This window comes from Catellatospora aurea (assembly GCF_042663325.1).
Classification (GTDB): domain Bacteria; phylum Actinomycetota; class Actinomycetes; order Mycobacteriales; family Micromonosporaceae; genus Catellatospora; species Catellatospora aurea.
The window spans coordinates 174,431-187,860 of record NZ_JBHTAC010000004.1; the positions used below are offsets into that span (position 1 = coordinate 174,431).

14 protein-coding genes are annotated in these 13,430 nt (G+C 72.3%); 10 read left to right on the plus strand and 4 right to left on the minus strand.

Annotated features, from left to right (window positions below):
* Positions 1-79: 79 nt before the first annotated feature.
* The gene (locus tag ACFQO7_RS06085; RefSeq protein ID WP_376805478.1) at positions 80-1,423 is read right to left on the minus strand and encodes an RICIN domain-containing protein; all 1,344 of its coding nucleotides are present in this window, start codon (positions 1,421-1,423) and stop codon (positions 80-82) included.
* Between the two features lie 231 nt (positions 1,424-1,654).
* Here ACFQO7_RS06085 and ACFQO7_RS06090 point away from each other — a divergent pair, with 231 nt between their 5' ends.
* Both ACFQO7_RS06090 and trxA read left to right on the plus strand, forming a co-directional pair.
* Entirely contained in the window at positions 1,655-2,041 is a 387-nt protein-coding gene (locus tag ACFQO7_RS06090) for a MerR family transcriptional regulator (RefSeq protein ID WP_361056477.1), read from the plus strand.
* A complete protein-coding gene (gene trxA / locus ACFQO7_RS06095; protein ID WP_376805479.1) occupies positions 2,017-2,358 on the plus strand; it encodes a thioredoxin in 342 nt (113 codons plus the stop codon). The genes ACFQO7_RS06090 and trxA overlap by 25 nt, the downstream gene beginning before the upstream one ends.
* Positions 2,359-2,365: 7 nt before the next feature.
* Here the strand turns inward: trxA and ACFQO7_RS06100 are convergent, their stop codons facing one another.
* The gene (locus tag ACFQO7_RS06100; RefSeq protein WP_376805480.1) at positions 2,366-2,821 is read right to left on the minus strand and encodes a hypothetical protein; all 456 of its coding nucleotides are present in this window, start codon (positions 2,819-2,821) and stop codon (positions 2,366-2,368) included.
* Between the two features lie 95 nt (positions 2,822-2,916).
* Here ACFQO7_RS06100 and ACFQO7_RS06105 point away from each other — a divergent pair, with 95 nt between their 5' ends.
* The 4 genes from ACFQO7_RS06105 to ACFQO7_RS06120 all read left to right on the plus strand — a co-directional run bounded on the left by ACFQO7_RS06105 (position 2,917) and on the right by ACFQO7_RS06120 (position 6,260).
* Positions 2,917-3,621, plus strand: a complete 705-nt coding sequence (locus ACFQO7_RS06105; protein ID WP_376805481.1) for a class I SAM-dependent methyltransferase — start codon at positions 2,917-2,919, stop codon at positions 3,619-3,621.
* Between the two features lie 60 nt (positions 3,622-3,681).
* Complete coding sequence (locus tag ACFQO7_RS06110) at positions 3,682-4,191, plus strand: GNAT family N-acetyltransferase (RefSeq protein WP_376805482.1); 510 nt, start codon at positions 3,682-3,684, stop codon at positions 4,189-4,191.
* Between the two features lie 57 nt (positions 4,192-4,248).
* On the plus strand, positions 4,249-5,085 hold the full coding sequence (locus ACFQO7_RS06115) for a PhzF family phenazine biosynthesis protein (RefSeq protein WP_376805483.1): 837 nt from the start codon (positions 4,249-4,251) through the stop codon (positions 5,083-5,085).
* Between the two features lie 101 nt (positions 5,086-5,186).
* Positions 5,187-6,260, plus strand: a complete 1,074-nt coding sequence (locus tag ACFQO7_RS06120) for a hypothetical protein (protein ID WP_376805484.1) — start codon at positions 5,187-5,189, stop codon at positions 6,258-6,260.
* A gap of 121 nt (positions 6,261-6,381) precedes the next feature.
* On the opposite strand, the gene ACFQO7_RS06125 is transcribed toward ACFQO7_RS06120, so the two are convergent.
* Positions 6,382-7,221, minus strand: a complete 840-nt coding sequence (locus ACFQO7_RS06125; protein ID WP_376805485.1) for a hypothetical protein — start codon at positions 7,219-7,221, stop codon at positions 6,382-6,384.
* A 263-nt stretch (positions 7,222-7,484) separates the two neighbouring features.
* Between ACFQO7_RS06125 and ACFQO7_RS06130 the strand changes: the two genes are divergently transcribed.
* Positions 7,485-8,204 (plus strand): YcnI family copper-binding membrane protein, encoded by a 720-nt coding sequence (locus tag ACFQO7_RS06130; protein WP_376805486.1) that lies wholly within the window; start codon positions 7,485-7,487, stop codon positions 8,202-8,204.
* A gap of 184 nt (positions 8,205-8,388) precedes the next feature.
* Here the strand turns inward: ACFQO7_RS06130 and ACFQO7_RS06135 are convergent, their stop codons facing one another.
* Entirely contained in the window at positions 8,389-8,973 is a 585-nt protein-coding gene (locus ACFQO7_RS06135) for a sigma-70 family RNA polymerase sigma factor (protein ID WP_376805487.1), read from the minus strand.
* 127 nt (positions 8,974-9,100) lie between these two features.
* Here ACFQO7_RS06135 and ACFQO7_RS06140 point away from each other — a divergent pair, with 127 nt between their 5' ends.
* From ACFQO7_RS06140 to ACFQO7_RS06150, 3 genes are all read left to right on the plus strand, one after another.
* On the plus strand, positions 9,101-9,883 hold the full coding sequence (locus ACFQO7_RS06140; protein WP_376805488.1) for a zf-HC2 domain-containing protein: 783 nt from the start codon (positions 9,101-9,103) through the stop codon (positions 9,881-9,883).
* Positions 9,884-9,995: 112 nt separating this feature from the next.
* A complete protein-coding gene (locus ACFQO7_RS06145) occupies positions 9,996-11,144 on the plus strand; it encodes an RNA-guided endonuclease InsQ/TnpB family protein (RefSeq protein ID WP_376805489.1) in 1,149 nt (382 codons plus the stop codon).
* 139 nt (positions 11,145-11,283) lie between these two features.
* Complete coding sequence (locus tag ACFQO7_RS06150; RefSeq protein ID WP_376805490.1) at positions 11,284-13,161, plus strand: ABC transporter ATP-binding protein; 1,878 nt, start codon at positions 11,284-11,286, stop codon at positions 13,159-13,161.
* Positions 13,162-13,430 lie beyond the last annotated feature (269 nt).

The window sequence follows — 13,430 nt, forward strand, 5'->3', positions numbered from 1 at the left end:
GACTCCGAGTCCCGGATTTTCGATGAGATAGGCCAACGTTTATGGAGGGCGGGGTGGGCGCCAGGGCTGGGTGGGCGGATCAGCGGGTCAGGCGCCAGCGCTGGTTGGCGCCGGTGCCGCAGGTCCACTGGATGGCGAGCGCGCCGTCGGCGGTGGAGGCGTTGCTGACGTCGACGCACTTGCCGCTGTGCACCGCGACGAGCTGGTAGATCCCCGTGCTCGACAGCCGCAGCGTGAACTGCTGGTTGGCGGTGCCGGTGCAGGTCCACTGGATGATCGCCGCGCCGTTGGCGGTGGACACCCCGTTGACGTCCAGGCACAGCCCGTTGGCGGTGTTGGTGATCGTGTACGTGTCCACGCCGACCGGATTGAACCGGAACGACTGCGCACCCTGGCCGTTGCAAGGCCACTGCCGCAGCTGGGTGCCGGTGGCGGTGGACCCGTTGGGCACGTCGAGGCACTTGCCGCTGTGCTGGGCGACGGCCGTGGAGGCGAACGCGTCACCCGTGGTGATCGTCTCGGACAGCACGGTGCCGTGCCGGATGAACCCGCTGAGCCCGCCGGGCACGTCCGAGCGGGCCGACCAGTTGTTGAGGTCGGTGCTGGTGGCCGTGTAGTAGTGCCCCGAGGTGTACCCGTCCATGTAGATGCGCCAGCTGCCGTCGGTCTGCCGGACCAGGGCCGGGCCCTCGACGCCGGAGCCCCAGCCGGCCCAGTTGCCGGTGCCGGTGAACGTCCACGGGCCATTGAGTGCCGATGCTGTGGCGTGCTCGATGTACTTGGTCGTCTCGTTCTTGGCGAACGCGTGGTAGGTGCTGCCGGAGCGGACGACGAAGGTGTCGATGTAGTTCGGCGCGATGCCCGACAGCGCGACCGGTGTCGCCCACGACGAGAACGCGGTGTTCAGGGCCCGGAAGCGGTACGGCCGGAAGTTCGCGTACGAGGTGGTGCTCAGCGACACGATGACGTTCACGCTGCCGTCGGCCGGGTCGACGAACCACTCGGGGGCCCAGGTGTTGACGATGCCGGAGATGCCGACCGGCACGTTGCGCACGAACGACCAGTTGATCAGGTCGGTGCTGGAGGCGATGCCGAACTCGGTGCCGGTCCAGTTGGTGGTGTAGACGACGTAGTAACGCCCGTCGCTGTGCTTGAGCACGCTGGGGTCGCGGATCAGGCCCGACGGCGGGGTGTACGCGGGGCCGCGCAGCAGGGTGAAGTCGCGCGCGTTGGTGGACGTGTAGACGTACAGGTTGCTCTCGCTGCTGTTGGTGAACGCGGTGAGCACGTAGCGGGTCACCGTGGCCGCGGCGGCGGGGCGTGCGCCGGTCAGGCCGGTGAGCAGGGCGAGCAGGACGGCCGCGGTGGCGGCGACGGCGCGGGCGGTGGGGGACAGCCTGGGGGACGGAATGCTGCCGAGCATGTGCTGCTCCTTGTCGCAGTCGGCAATGCATAGAGGTATGTTTATGTTAGCGCTAACATGACGCGCCCGGGCTTGCCCGGGTAGGCCGGACGCGATGCTCCACAGTGTCCGTACCCTCATCGAGAACTGTCAAGGTCACGGCCGCCCTCGGCACGGCGTGACCGGGGCCACGCTTGCCTTGACACCGGCGGCAACGTTTAGCGTGTTGCAAGGACAGGGAGGAGGACCCGGATGCTCATCGGCGAACTGGCGCAGCGCGCCGGCACCAGCACCCGCACGCTGCGCTACTACGAGCAGCACGGACTCATCCGGTCGCGGCGCGCGACCAACGGCTACCGGGCCTTCGACGAGGCCGAGCTGCGCGTCGTGCACGAGATCCGGGCCCTGCTCGCGGTCGGGTTCGACCTGGACGACATCCGCCCGTTCGTGGCCTGCCTGCGCGCCGGGCACGCGACCGGCGACGTCTGCCCCGACTCGGTCGCCGTGCTGCGGCGCAAACTCGACGAGGTCGACACCTGCCTCGCCCGCCTCAACACCGTCCGTGAAAAGCTCGACCACCAGCTCAACGAAGCCATCGCCCACCGGGAGAGAACATGTCTGAGAAGAACGGCCCCCTGATCGAGGTCACCGACGCCACGTTCGCCGACGTCGTGCTGAAGTCGGACCGGCCCGTGGTGGTCGACTTCTGGGCCGAGTGGTGCGCGCCCTGCAAGGTGCTGGAGCGCTCGCTGAACGAGCTGTCCGTGGAGTTCGGCGACCGGGTGGTGTTCACCAAGCTCGACTCCGACAACAACCCGGAGACGGCGCGGGCGTACAAGGTGATGTCGATGCCGACGCTGATCGTGTTCCGCAACGGCGAGGTCGTCGCCAGCCAGATCGGCAACCGCCCGAAGATGGCGCTGCGCCAGTTCCTGGAGACCGGCATCGCGGGCTGAGCCCGGATCAGGCCGCGGCGGGCGACGCCGCCGCGGCCCGCCGTCCCGCCGCGATGATCAGGACGGAGATCGTCAGCAGGTGCGCGGTGAGGCCGAGCACCCCACGGGTGTACGCGGTGACCGGGTCGATCGCCTCGCCCAGCTCTTCGCCGAGGGTGGCGAGCAGCTGCGCGTGCAGCGCGACCCCGAGCTCCAGAACGAGCAGGGCCACGGCCGCCACCCGGGCCGGGTGGGTGAGCCCCCTGAACATCCAGCGCCACAGGTCCCTCGCCTTCGTGCCGCCGGGCATCCCGTGCCGGGCCATCGTCCCGCCGATCGCGATCGCCAGGAAGATCACCCCCAGCGGCATCGTCAGCGTCACGACGGACTCGAAGTCGATCGACGTCGTGGGCAGGAATGTGGCGGCGGTGAGCAGCACCCACGCGGCGTTCACGGCGGCGGTCACCCGAAGCGTCCAGAGCATGCCAGCACCGTAGGAGCCGTCCGCAACCTTCGATGCCACGCCGGCCGCGGCCCTGTTCCGCGCCGGTCGGCGGGCTGCTTTGACATGATCGCCTCATGGGTCAGGCGTACGCCGTCACCGCCGAGTTCTACGACCTGCTGCAGGCCACCGAATACCTCGCGGTCACCGGACGGCTGCTGGACCGGTGGCTCGGCAGACCCGAGGTGGGTGTGCTGGACGTCGGCGCGGGCACCGGACTGGCCACCAACCTGCTGGCCCGCCGCTGCGCGGTGACCGTGCACGCCGTGGAACCCGCCGCGAGCATGCGCGCCGTGCTGCTGAGCCGCCTCGCCGGGCAGGCCGAGGTGCTGCCCCGGGTCCGCGTGCACGCCCGTTACGTCCAGGACCTGGGCCTGACCGGCGTCGCCGACTTCGCCTGGTGCCTGAACACCATGGCCGGGCTCGACCGGTCCGATCGGGCGGCGGCGCTGCGTGCCCTGGCGAGGGCCCTGGTGCCCGGGGGCAGGCTGGTGGTCCAGCGCCCGCCGACGCGCGCCGCGGCGGACCGCCGGGACCTGCCGTCGTGGCGGCTCGGCGGGGACCTGTACACCGGCGAGGTGTCCACCACGCCGGTCGGCGCGGACCGGGTCCGGTGGCGCTTCAGCTACCGGGTCAGCCGCGACGGCGCGCTGGTACGCGAGGAGACCGAGGTCTTCGACGGTCATCTCGCGACGGAGTCCGGATTCGACGCCGAGCTGGCCGCCGCCGGGTTCACCGTGGTCGGCACGGACGAGCCCGACATCGTCGTCGCCCGGCGCTGAGGCGAAGGACTGTGCCCTGACCGGCCGGTCCTGAGCGGCGCTTCGGTAGCGTGGTCGTTCATGAACGACAACGGGGTGACGATCCGCCTGGCCGGCGCGGAGGCCGTCGACGCGCTGGAGCCGCTGTGGCTGTCCCTGCACCGCCACCACCGCGAGGTTGCGCCGGAGCTGGCCATGTACCCCGACGAGCAGTCCTGGCGGTTGCGCCGGGAGCTGTACCGGCAGTGGATCACCGAGCCGGGTTCGTTCATCCTGCTCGCCGAGGACGGCGGGGAGCTGGTCGGGTATGCGTTCACGCACGTGTTCGCGGGCCCGGACGACACCTGGGTCTCCGGCGACCGGATCGCCGAACTGGAGTCGCTGTCGGTGGCGGCGAGCCACCGCGGCCGGGGCGTCGGCACCCGGCTGCTCGACGCCGTCGACGAGCGGCTCGCCGAGCTGGGCATCGGCGACCTGTACATCGGCACGCTGGCCGCCAATCTCGGCGCGCAGCGGGTGTACGAGAAGCGCGGCCTGCGCCCCTTGATGATCAAATACGCGCGGCTGGCCGCCTCGCCTCCCCGCGACTGAGCCACCCGTCGCGAATTGGCTGTGAGGGAGCGCGATCCCGCACCGTACGGTCGACGTGTGGAGATCTTGAGATATGCGGCGTTCAGCGCCGACCCGGCCGGCGGCAACCCCGCGGGCGTCGTGCTCGACGCGAGCACGCTCGACGACGCGGCCATGCTCGCCATCGCGGCGGACGTCGGCTACTCCGAGACCGCGTTCCTCGTGCCGCGCGGCGGCGGCCGGTTCACGGTCCGCTACTTCAGCCCGCTGGCCGAGGTGGACTTCTGCGGGCACGCGACCATCGCGTCCGCGGCGGCGTACGCCGAGCGGCACGGCGCGGGCCCGCTGACCTTCGACACGAACGCCGGCACCGTCGAGGTGTCCACCGCGATGGCCGCCGATGGCACCGCCACGGCCATCCTGACCAGCGTCGCACCGCGTACCGCGCCGATCGCCGAGTCCGATCTCGCCGCGCTGCTGGACGTGCTGGACTGGTCGGCCGCCGACCTGGACCCGGCCCTGCCGCCGCGGCTGGCGTACGCCGGGAACTGGCACCCGATCCTCGCCGCGGCGACCCGGCAGCGGCTGTCCGACCTGGACTACGACATGGCCGTGCTCGGCGAGCTGATGGCCCGGCGCGGCTGGACCACCGTCGACCTGGTGTGGCGGGAGTCCGCGGACGTGTTCCACGCCCGCAACCCGTTCCCGCCCGGCGGTGTGGTCGACGACCCGGCGACCGGCGCGGCCGCCGCGGCGTTCGGCGGCTACCTGCGCGAGCTGGGCACGGTGACGCCGCCCGCCACGATCACCGTGCACCAGGGCGTCGACATGGGACGGCCCAGCCTGCTGACGGTCGGGATCGGGCCCGACCCGTCGAGCGGCATCGCGGTCAGCGGCGCGGCCGTCGCCATGTAGTCCTGGCGACGGCTGTTTTCGCAGGTCACGGGCGTGGCGAAGATCGGTTCGGCGCAGTCGCCTCCGTAGGATCTGGTCGATCCTAGGAAAGGTGACATGTAGTGAAAAAGTCGTATCGAGTGGCGGCGCTGAGCGCGGCGCTGCTCGCCGGATCCGTCGTCGGCGGCGCGCCGTCCTGGAGCGCCGTCGCCGCCGGTGAGCAGGTCTACGACACCGCGGGCACGTACACGTTCGACGTGCCCGCCGGTGTCGAGGTGACGCTGGAGCTGTGGGGCGCGGGCGGCGGTGGCGGCGGCGGCAACGGCGGCGGAGCCGGCGGCGGCGGTGGCGGTGGCGGCAAGTCCCTGTTCGGCAGGGGCGGTGGCGGCGGGGCCGGTGGCAGCTCCGGCGGCGGCGGCGCGGGCGGCGGCTCGGGCGGTGCGGGGCAGTACGTCAAGTGCGTGCTGCCCGCCGGATTCCCTGCCACGCAGCTGTCCATCGTGGTCGGCCGCGGTGGCAGCGGGGGACGCGGCGCTGCCGCGGCGGTCGGCGGCGCGCCGAGTTCGCCCGGCGGCAACGGCAATGCCGGTCAGATCTCCCGGGCGGGCGCGGACGGGGCGGCGGGCGCGCTCACCGAGGTCAGCGTGCTGCTCAACGGAACCGAACTGCTGCTGACCCAGGCCGCGGGCGGTGCGGGCGGCCAGGGCAGCCCTGAGTTCTCCAACGGCGGCCCCGGCGGCATGGACGCCACCGGCAGCCGTCCGGGCAGCACCCGCCCCGGCGGGATCGGCAGCAGCGCACCCGGTGACGGCGGAGCGGGCGGCACGATGACGGTGCCCTCGGCGGCCCTGTGCACCGGCACTGACGGCGAGGCCGGGAACGCGGGCAAGGGCGGCGGCGACGGCGCGGGCGGCGGCTCCGGGGTCGACGGAGCGAGCAGCGGCACCGGCGGGGCCGGCGGCGCGGGCGCGACCGTGGTCGGCCTGGGCGGTGCGGGCGGCGTCGTGACCGACGGCGTCGAGCACGGCGTCGGCGGGGCCGGTGGCGCGGGCGGCAACGGCGGACGAGGTGGCGCGGGTGGTCGCGGGGGCTACTTCCGCAGCCTCGCCCCGAACGGCGGCCTCGCGGGCGGAAACTCCGCCGCGGGCGTGACCGGCAAACCCGGAACCGACGGGTACGCCCGCCTCACCTGGTGAGCTGAGGACCAGGGTGCCTGCCGACCGGTCAGCGGCCGGCCGGCACCCTGTCATTGCGCAGCGTGACCCGGTACCCCGCCCGACTTGCCGGCCGGTGCCGGCGGGCGGCCGCGGGCCAGGGCTAGGGCGTCGCGCAGACGGCGCGGCCGGTCAGGGTCCATTCGGCCAGGCCGGGCGCGTTGTTCATGAGGGCCACGGTGAGCACGCCCGTGGCGGACGGGGCGGCGGCGACCGGGAAGATCGAACCCGGGAACCGGGAGTTGACGTCCCAGCCGGTGCCGAGGGCTGCCGTGCCCGCCGGGCAGGCCGGGGACGCGCCCTGCTGGAAGCCGGTCGTCGGCGGGCTGGTCACCGTCGGCAGGGCCAGGCCGGGCAGCGCGGACGCGCAGATCGCGTACGCGGTCAGGGTCCAGGTGGCGGTGGTGCCGTCACTGTCCTCGTAGGCCGCCGCGGTGACCGTGGTCGTGGCGGGCATCATCGCGTCGATCACCACCTGGCCGAGCCCGCCGGTGACCGTCGCGCCGCCGCCGAGGGCCCGCTTGCCGGTGGGGCAGGCGGCGGTCGTCGAGCGCGCGGCCGAGCCGGGGGCGCTGACGGCGGTGACGATCTCCAGCCCCGGCACCGGGTCGGCGCAGACCGCGTACGCGCGGATCCACCAGCTCTCGGCCGTGCCGTCCTGGTCCTCGTAACCGGTGGCGGTCACCGCGCCCGCCGCCGGTATCAGGTCGTCGAGCACCACCTGCGCGGCCGCGCCGTCAAGGTAGAAGCCCGCGCCGACGACCCGCTTGCCGGCCGGGCACGTGGCCGTCACGCTCTTGGGCGAACCGCTGCCGCCCGCACTCGCCGTGGTCACGATCTGCAGGCCCGGCACCGCGGCCTGCGCCGGTGCGCCGGTCTGTGCCAGGCCGGTCGCCGCGGCGAGCGCGACGGCGGCCGCTGCCGCCCTGGTCCTGCCCCTCATCTGTGGCCTCCTCCGCCGGTGGTCCGTGCACTGTGCACGGTGCCGCATGAGCGGGCGCATCCGCGCGTTCTGTCACGGCTCCGACATGGAGCGGCGGCTCGGCGTCGCCGGGAAGGGTCAGGAAGTTCCCGGTGAATCGGTGAGAGTCCACACATACGTGCGGGAACCGGCGACCGGGTTCGCGCGACCTGTGTCGCGCGGTGACCCTGTCGCCGCCGGGCGTGCCGCGTGGTGCGCCAGGTCCCCGAGGTGAAGGACGCGAGATGAAGATCGGTGCGAGGGCACGGTGGCGGGCCGGCGTGGTGACGGTCGCGGCGGCGGCGATGATCGGCCTGTCGGCCGTGCCGGCGGCGGCGCATGTGACCGTGAACCCGAAGGAGGCGACGGTCGGCGGATACGCCCGGCTGACCTTCCGGGTGCCGAACGAGAAGGACAACGCCTCGACGGTGAAGGTGGAGGTCACGCTGCCCGAGGACGCCCCGTTCGCGAGCGTCTCGGTCAAGCCGACGCCGGGCTGGACGGCCGTGGTCGAGAAGCGCAAGCTGGCGACGCCGATCAAGAACCACGACCGGGAGATCACCGAGGCCGCCTCGAAGATCACGTGGACCGCGGACGCCGCGTCGGCCGTCAAGCCCGGCCAGTTCCAGGAGTTCGACGTGTCCGCCGGGCCGGTGCCGGAGGTCAGCCAGGTCGTGTTCAAGGCGCTGCAGACGTACTCCGACGGCGAGGTCGTGCGCTGGATCGAGGAGCCGAAGGAAGGCGCGGAGCTCGAGCACCCCGCGCCGGTGCTCAAGGTCGTGCCGAAGGCGGCCGCGGCCGCGTCCCCGGCCGCGGCCGGTAACAATGCGGCGTCGGGCGCTGCTCCGGCGTCCTCGGACGGCGGCAACGGCTGGCCGCTCGGCCTGAGCATCGCCGCGCTGGTCGTGGCCCTGGCCGCCCTCGGCCTGGCCCTGCGCGGCAAGCCCACCGCCGCCCAGCCCTGACCCGTCGCCGGGCGGGGCCGGCGCATCGTGCCGTGATCACGTGATCCGGCCGCGCTTCATAAACGGTGGCCTATCTCATCGAATGACACGAGATCGAACTCGATGAGATAGGCCACCGTTTATGCAAAACGGGGCGGCGGTCACCCGGCCGCCAGGCGCGGGTGGCGTGAGCGGGCGGAGCCGGTCAGACGGCCCGCAGGTGGCGTCGTGGGGCGGCGGTGGCGCTGTCGCCGAGCGCGGCGGCGAGGTCGTCGCGGGCGCGGGCGACCCGGGACCGGATGGTGCCGATCGGGCAGCCGATGACCTCGGCGGCCTCGCCGTACGACAGCCCCAGCACCTGCGTGGCGACGAACGCCTCCCGCCGGTCGGGGTCCAGCCCGGCGACCAGCCGGTCGAGCAGGATCTGCTCGTCGAAGCGCCCGGCCGCGCCGGCCGCGACGGTGTCGGCCACGGCGGCCCAGTCCGCCAGGTCCGCCGAGCGCGGTCGCCGGGCGAGCGCGCGCAGGTGGTCCACGACGGTGTGCCGGGCGATGGCCAGCAGCCAGGTGCGGGCCGAGGAGCGGCCCTCGAACGAGGGCAGGGCGCGCATCGCCCGCAGGTAGGTGTCCTGCGCGAGGTCGTCGGCGTCGGCGGCCCCGGCCAGGTGCGCCACGAAGCGCACCACGTCGCGCTGGGTCGCCGCCACGAAAGCCTCGACGGCGGCGCGGTCGCCGCCGCGGGCCGCCAGGGCCAGCGCCGTGATGCGCTCGTCGTCACCGCCGTAAGACATGACCGGAAGCGTATCGTTCGCCGCCCGTCGATGCGATCCCCCCGGTGCGCGACAGCGCCGCAGGTCACAGCGAGGTCCGGGAACCAACTCGCCGGTACGGGCGACAATGTGTCTCATGGGAGTGGGCATGGGGTGCGCACAGGCGCGTGAACTGCTGTCGGCCCGCCTGGACGGCGCGGACGAGCCGGGCGAGCGCGAGGCGGTCGACGCGCACGTCGATGGTTGTGCGCAGTGCGCGGACTGGTGGCAGCGGGCGGAGTCGGTGACCCGGCTGGCCCGGACCGCCGCCGCGCTGCCGGTGCCGGGGCTCAGCGAGCAGGCGCTGGCCGCGGTGCTCGCCGCCGCGCCGACCCCGCCGGTCCGGCACGCCCGGTTCGACGTCGCCGCCTGGCTGCGGCGGGCGCTGCTGGTCGTCGGGCTGGGCCAGTTCCTGCTCGGCGTGGCGCAGATCAGCAGCCTGGCCGCCGCGGAACGGCACGCGCACGGCGTGGTCGGCTCGGTGTCGTCGGGGCACCTCTGGCACGAGTCCGCCGCCTGGAACGTGGCGATCGGGGCGGCCCTGGCCTGGCTGGCCTGGCGGCGTACCCGCCCGGCGGCGCTGCTGCCGGTGATGACCGCGTTCGTGATCGTGCTCAGCCTGCTGACGGTCAACGACGCGCTCGCCGACCGGGTCGAGGCGGGCCGGGTGCTGTCGCACGGGCTGGTGCTGGCCGGATACGGGCTGCTGCTGGCACTGAACCATCCGCGCCTGCGCGGCGACGGGCCAACCGAGCGTGCGAGCCGTCCCGGCGGGACCTGGTCACTCCGTCGCGGCGGCGACGGAGACGGCCCGCTCGCGCCGGTGTACCCGTTCCCGGTCCGGGTGGCCGTCACCCAAACGGTGAGCGTGGAGGAGCGCCGCGCGGCGTGATTGTCGGACCCGTCCGGTAGAAGTCGAGTGTGACGTCAACTGTCCTGGCAGAGGACCGCGGGTCCTTCTCCACCATGCGTGAATGCGCCACAGGCGGCTGTGAGGACGTCAAGTGAAGATTGTTGTGCAGGTGCGTCTATTTCCAGACGCTGTTCAGCAGGCGGCCTTACGTGTGACGCTTGACCTGTGTAACGAAGCGGCGAATGTTGCGTCGCTGCTGGCCCATCAGAAGCGGGTGTTCGGCAAACAAGCGCTGCAGCGGCTTACCTACGGTCGGATGAAGGGTATGGGTCTGTCGGCGCAGCCTGCTATCCACGTCGCGCGGAAGGTGGCCGGAGCCTATGCCGCATTGAGGTCCAACATCGCGGCTGGCCACCTCGGTCGACCCGGATCGAGACGCCGTCAGGCGGTTGAAGGCAAGCCAATTCGGTTCCGTCGCGCGGCTGCGCAACCGTACGACGACCGGTGCCTGTCCTGGCAGCTGGCTAACCGCACGGTGTCGATCTGGACGGTGGCTGGCCGATCCGGTCCCGTCCCGTTCCGTTGCAGTGAGTCCCAATACGCCACCCTGGCCACGCACCGCCGTGGTGAGTCGGACCTCGTATACCGGGATGGCATGTGGTTCCTGTATGCCACTTGCGAAATTCCCGACGTCGCAGCTGCGGAACCGGACGGCTTCCTTGGGGTTGACCTCGGCATCGCCAACCTTGCCGCCGACTCGGATGACTTCCAGCATAGCGGCAAAGCTGTCAGCCGGGTCCGGCACCGCAACCAGCGACTGCGCGCAAAACTTCAGCGGATCGGTACGAAATCAGCCAAGCGGCTTCTGAAGAGACGGCGCCGCAAGGAGTCCCGATTCGCCGCCGACACCAACCACCGTATCGCCAAGACAATCGTGACCGAGGCCAAACGCACCGGCCGCGGAATCGCCCTGGAAGACCTGGGCGGCATCCGCGACCGGGTACGGCTCCGACGGCCCCGGCGGGTCACGCTTCACTCTTGGGCGTTCCACCAACTCGGCCAGCACATCGCGTACAAGGCCAAACGAGCAGGAGTGGCGGTCGCGTACGTCAATCCGGCGTACACCTCGCAGCAATGCTCTGCCTGCGGACACATCACCAGGGCCAACCGGCCCAACCAATCCACCTTCCATTGCCGGTCGTGCAGCTTCGCTGAGCACGCCGACCGCAACGCAGCCCGCAACATCGCCGCACGCGGTGCCAAGGACTGGGCAGCCGTCAGCCTGCCGAACGCGGCGTGACCTCGTGCTCATCACCACGAGCCGTCATGAACTGCAAGCTCGACCCTTCACGTCGAGAAGCTGACCCTCGCTTGAGGTTCTACGGTGGCGATGCACGCCTGGACCACCGCAACTGGGTCGTATGAAAGGCAGCAACTCGATGAGCATGGAAATGGCGGCGTGGAACTCCCTCTACCACGCCATGAACGCCCAGGACGAGCGGCGGCCGTTCTCGCTGGCGACGCTGCGGCGCATCCTCGGTTTCGCCCGGCCGCACCGCCGGCAGCTGCTGGCCTTCCTCGCGCTGAGCGTGGTCGGCGCGGTGCTGGCGGTGGCCACCCCGATCCTGGCCGGCCGGGTGATCGACACGATCACCAGCGGCGGGCCGGAGACCACGGTCGTCTGGCTGGCGGTGATCATTGCGGGACTGGCGCTGGCCGAGGCCGGGTTGAGCCTGGCCACCCGCTGGCTGTCGGCGACCATCGGGGAAGGGCTGATCCTCGACCTGCGCACCGCCGTGTTCGACCACGTGCAGCGGATGCCGGTCGCGTTCTTCACGCGTACCCGCACCGGCGCCCTGGTCAGCCGGCTCAACAACGACGTCATCGGCGCGCAGCGCGCGTTCAGCGACACCCTGTCCGGGGTGGTGGCGAACCTGGTCATGCTGGCACTGACCCTGGTCGTCATGATCCAGCTGTCCTGGCAGATCACCCTGCTGGCGCTGGTGCTGCTGCCGGTGTTCGTGCTGCCCGCCCGGCGGATGGGCAACAAGCTGGCCCGGCTGGAGCGCGAGGCGGCCGAGCACAACTCGGCCATGAGCACCAACATGACCGAACGTTTCTCCGCCCCCGGCGCGACGCTGGTCAAGCTGTTCGGGCAGCCGGAACGGGAGTCGGCCGAGTTCGCGTCGCGGGCCCGGCGGGTGCGCGACATCGGCGTGCGCACCGCGATGGTGCAGTGGGTCTTCGTGACCGCGCTGATGCTGGTCTCCTCGCTCGCGCTGGCCCTGGTGTACGGCCTGGGCGGCGTGTTCGCGCTGCGCGGCACGCTGGACGAGGGGGCGGTGGTGGCGCTGGCGCTGCTGCTGGCCCGCCTCTACGCCCCGCTGACCTCGCTGGCCAGCGCCCGGGTCGAGGTGATGAGCGCCCTGGTCAGCTTCGAGCGGGTGTTCGAGATCCTCGACCTCAAGCCGCTGATCGCCGAGCCCGAGCAGCCGCGGCCGATCCCTGACGGCCCGGTGTCGGTGCAGTTCGACGGCGTCGACTTCGGCTACCCGTCGGCGGACAAGGTGTCTCTGGCGTCGCTGGAGGAGGTCGCCGTGCTCGACACCCGCGGCGGCGCGCAGGTGCTGCACGACGTGTCGTTCACCGCCGAGCCGGGCCAGCTCGTGGCGCTGGTCGGCTCGTCCGGGGCGGGCAAGTCCACCATCGCACAGCTGCTGCCGCGGCTGTACGACACCGACGGCGGCACGATCCGGCTGGCCGGCGTGGACGTCCGCGACCTGGACGCCAAGACGATCCGGCAGACGCTGGGCATGGTCACCCAGGACGGCCACCTGTTCCACGAGTCGGTGCGGGCCAACCTGCTGCTGGCCCGGCCGGAGGCCACCGACGAGGAGCTGTGGGACGCGCTGCGCCGGGCGCGGCTCGCCGAGCTGGTCGAGGCGCTGCCCGACGGGCTGGACACGGTGGTCGGCGAGCGCGGCTACCGGCTGTCGGGCGGCGAGCGGCAGCGGCTGACCATCGCCCGGGTGCTGCTGGCCAGGCCGCGGGTGGTGGTGCTCGACGAGGCGACGGCGCACCTGGACTCGACGTCGGAGGCGGCGGTGCAGGAGGCGCTGGGCGAGGCTCTGGCCGGGCGCACCTCGGTGGTCATCGCGCACCGGCTGTCCACGGTGCGGCAGGCCGACCAGATCCTGGTGATCGAGGCCGGGCGAGTGGTCGAGCGCGGCACGCATCCGGACCTGCTGGCCCGCGACGGCCGCTACGCCGAGCTCTACCGCACCCAGTTCGACCAGCCGGTCGGCAGCGCCGCCTGACCTGCGGCGGAGCATGGTGAGTGTCAGGAAGGGCACCTTCTACAACGCGGAGCGTTGTAGAAGGTGCCCTTCCTTTCATTCGCGCAGGGCGCGCAGGAAGCCGTGGCGGTGCAGTGACCAGGCCAGGCGGCGGGCGGTGCGGTGGCGGGCGAGCAGCACGATCAGCCGGCGGGCCAGGGACCAGCGCCGCTCCTCGGCGCCGTCCGCTGCCGCGCGGAGCAGCAGGTCGCGTACCTGAGGGGGTTTGCAGGGCGTCGTGGAGCTGGGTG

Bases quoted from the DNA above. Each gene is read 5' to 3' on its own strand.
- ACFQO7_RS06085 (WP_376805478.1), bottom strand. From the start codon at position 1,423: ATGCTCGGCAGCATTCCGTCCCCCAGGCTGTCCCCCACCGCCCGCGCC.
- ACFQO7_RS06090 (WP_361056477.1), top strand. From the start codon at position 1,655: ATGCTCATCGGCGAACTGGCGCAGCGCGCCGGCACCAGCACCCGCACG.
- trxA (WP_376805479.1), top strand. From the start codon at position 2,017: ATGTCTGAGAAGAACGGCCCCCTGATCGAGGTCACCGACGCCACGTTC.
- ACFQO7_RS06100 (WP_376805480.1), bottom strand. From the start codon at position 2,821: ATGCTCTGGACGCTTCGGGTGACCGCCGCCGTGAACGCCGCGTGGGTG.
- ACFQO7_RS06105 (WP_376805481.1), top strand. From the start codon at position 2,917: ATGGGTCAGGCGTACGCCGTCACCGCCGAGTTCTACGACCTGCTGCAG.
- ACFQO7_RS06110 (WP_376805482.1), top strand. From the start codon at position 3,682: ATGAACGACAACGGGGTGACGATCCGCCTGGCCGGCGCGGAGGCCGTC.
- ACFQO7_RS06125 (WP_376805485.1), bottom strand. From the start codon at position 7,221: ATGAGGGGCAGGACCAGGGCGGCAGCGGCCGCCGTCGCGCTCGCCGCG.
- ACFQO7_RS06130 (WP_376805486.1), top strand. From the start codon at position 7,485: ATGAAGATCGGTGCGAGGGCACGGTGGCGGGCCGGCGTGGTGACGGTC.
- ACFQO7_RS06135 (WP_376805487.1), bottom strand. From the start codon at position 8,973: ATGTCTTACGGCGGTGACGACGAGCGCATCACGGCGCTGGCCCTGGCG.
- ACFQO7_RS06140 (WP_376805488.1), top strand. From the start codon at position 9,101: ATGGGGTGCGCACAGGCGCGTGAACTGCTGTCGGCCCGCCTGGACGGC.
- ACFQO7_RS06150 (WP_376805490.1), top strand. From the start codon at position 11,284: ATGAGCATGGAAATGGCGGCGTGGAACTCCCTCTACCACGCCATGAAC.